The organism is Candidatus Zixiibacteriota bacterium (assembly GCA_040753495.1).
GTDB lineage: Bacteria > Zixibacteria > MSB-5A5 > GN15 > PGXB01 > DYGG01.
The window spans coordinates 1-2,720 of the sequence record JBFMEF010000099.1 but is presented as its reverse complement, the minus strand read 5'-3'; the positions used below and the strand labels follow the sequence as shown (position 1 = coordinate 2,720).

At 49.9% G+C, this 2,720-nt stretch carries 3 protein-coding genes; all 3 read right to left on the bottom strand.

Annotation, left to right across the window (positions count from 1 at the left end):
• Positions 1 to 1,410 (bottom strand): cbb3-type cytochrome c oxidase subunit I (locus AB1690_06405; protein MEW6014936.1); only part of this gene is annotated, 1,410 nt, incomplete at its 3' end.
• A gap of 5 nt (positions 1,411 to 1,415) precedes the next feature.
• Complete coding sequence (gene coxB / locus AB1690_06400; protein ID MEW6014935.1) at positions 1,416 to 2,357, bottom strand: cytochrome c oxidase subunit II; 942 nt, start codon at positions 2,355 to 2,357, stop codon at positions 1,416 to 1,418.
• Positions 2,358 to 2,359: 2 nt separating this feature from the next.
• A partial coding sequence (locus AB1690_06395; protein MEW6014934.1) for an SCO family protein occupies positions 2,360 to 2,720 on the bottom strand: 361 nt, incomplete at its 5' end.

Here is a 2,720-nt window from a genome sequence, read left to right as displayed (position 1 = left end):
AATCCAGGAACCGATTGATGAGAAGGCATGCAGCGGTTGATACTGGTCGAGGTAATTGTAATAGCGGCGCGGCATCCCTTTCGTGCCAAGGATAAACTGCGTAAAGAAGGTCACATTGAAACCGATAAAAACCAGGACCGCCGCTATTTTCGCCCAGAACTCGCTGTACATCCTTCCCCAGATTTTGGGCCACCAAAAGTGAATTCCTCCCAGAAACGCCATTACCGTCCCTCCCATCATGACATAGTGAAAGTGAGCGACGACAAAGTAAGTATCGTGGAGATGGACATCGGTCGCCAGCGCCCCGAGGAAGATTCCGGTCAAGCCGCCGATGGTAAAGAGGAAAAGAAAGGAGAGCGCATAGAGCATCGGAGTCGCGAAACTGATGGACCCTTTATATAATGTAGCCAGCCAGTTGAAGACTTTTATTCCGCTGGGGATTCCGACCAGGAAAGTCAGGAAGGAGAAAATCATGGCGGCAAGAGGCGATTGGCCGCTGACAAACATATGGTGTCCCCAGACCAGAAAACTGATGAAGGCGATAGCCAAACTGGAAAAAGCGATGGCATTATATCCGAAAATTTTGCGGTGAGCAAAGACCGCTATCAGTTCGCTGATTATTCCCATTCCGGGGAGAATCATGATATATACCGCCGGGTGCGAATAGAACCAGAAAAAATGCTGGTACAGCACCGGGTCGCCGCCCATAGCCGGGTCAAAAATCCCGATTCCGAATACCCGCTCCAAAACCAGCAGAAGCAACGTTATGCCAAGCACCGGTGTCGCCAGCACCTGGATGATGGCGGTAGCGTAGAGCGCCCAGACAAACAGCGGCAATTGCTTCCAGGTCATCCCGGGAGCGCGCAGTTTGTGAATTGTTACGATAAAATTGAGTCCGGTAAAAATAGAGGAAAATCCGAGTATGAATGCCCCCATGGTCATCGAAATGACCGAAGTGGTGGTTTCGGTGCTGTAGGGGGTATAAAAAGTCCATCCGGTATCGACAGCGCTGGAGAACATGGAGTACACCGCAAAGAGCGCCCCGAAAACATATATATACCAGGAAGCGAGGTTAAGACGGGGAAAAGCGACATCTTTCGCTCCCAGCATCTGGGGCAGAACAAAATTCCCAAGCGCGGCTGGAATGGAAGGTATGATAAAGAGAAATATCATTATGGCCCCATGGAGAGTGAAGACCTGATTGTAAGTGTCCGGTCCCATTATATCTTGGCCCGGGCTGAAAAGCTCCCAGCGAATCAGAAGAGCAAACACGCCCCCCAGGAAAAATGATGCCATAATGGCAATAAGATAAAGGACTCCGATTCTCTTGTGGTCCAGGGTCAAAAGCCAGGATTTAAGCCCGCGGGGCGTATTCAGATAATTTCTGGCAAGGGCAATATTTTCAGACATGGCAATTACTCTTTCAAAGATTTTATATAGGCAATCAAGGCGTCCAACTGACGGTCATTCAGGACACCCTGATAGGTCGGCATTACCGGCTCAAAGCCGGCGACGATTTTTGCCTGCGGATTCAGAATTGACTCCCGCAGATAATTTTCATCGACCATCGCTTCCCCCTCTTCCAACTGGGTAACATGGCCAAAAATCCCTTTGAAACTGGGACCCACCAGAAGAGTGCCGTCAATCGAGTGGCAGGTCACGCAGGCTTTGGAGACATAAAGTTCGGCGCCGAATTCTTCAGGCGATTTCCCTTCGCCGCCGCCGGAGCCGGTCTCCAGCCAGGCAAGATACTCGCGTTCAGGGAGCACTTTGACCTTGCCGAGCATTTCGGAATGACCCTTCCCGCAATATTCGGTGCAGAACAGATTGTATATGCCCGGGTCGGTCGCTTCAAACCAGGTCACGGTATAGCGGTTTGGAAGCACATCCATTTTGATACGAAAATCAGGCACAAAAAAACTATGAATCACATCGCGAGATGACATTAACAACTTCACCGGTTTACCCACCGGCACCACCAGTTCATTCAAGGAATTGGAACCGTTAGGGTAGACAAAAGTCCAAAACCATTTTTGACCCGTCACTTTGACTTCTATGGCATCTTTGGGCGGGACATGCATTTTGATGAAGACTTTGAACCCCCAGAAGAAGACTATCACCACCAGAATAGTCGGAATCACCGACCAGAGGATTTCCAGTTTGGTGTTATGCGCCAGCCCCGAGGTCAGTCCCGCCTTTCGCTGACGACGATAGCGGATGCTGAAGAAGGTGATGCCGAACACGACAATGGCAAAGAATACCACCGACGTGTAGAAAATGAAGTAGAAGAGGGTATCGACTTCACCGGCAATGGTCGAACGGCCCGGCGGCATGAAAAGTGTTCCGGTACTGTCCATTATTAGCTTCTCCCCGCCCTTGCCCTCAGGATATCATCTCGCTTTTGCAGGGAACTCCGCCTCCGGTCTTTTAGCCAGAGAATCGCCAAAAACAGAAAAAGGAGGATAAGGCTGAGCAGTCCCCCCAATTTCATAATGTTAGAGGCAAAGACTACATACCCCTTGGCGTCCGGGTCATAATGATAACAGTAAAGGAGAATGCGGTCGATAGTATTTCCGATTTTGCCTTCTGATGCCTCCAGTATTGCCAGTTTCAAATCATTTGCTTTGAAAGTAAGCCCATAGAGATATCGGCTGATAATCCCGTCGGGAGAAAGAATGAAAGCCACGGCGGCATGGGCATATTCCTGGCGCGTTTCATCA

Coding starts and splice junctions, on each gene's coding strand:
- coxB (MEW6014935.1), bottom strand. CDS start 2,357: ATGGACAGTACCGGAACACTTTTCATGCCGCCGGGCCGTTCGACCATT.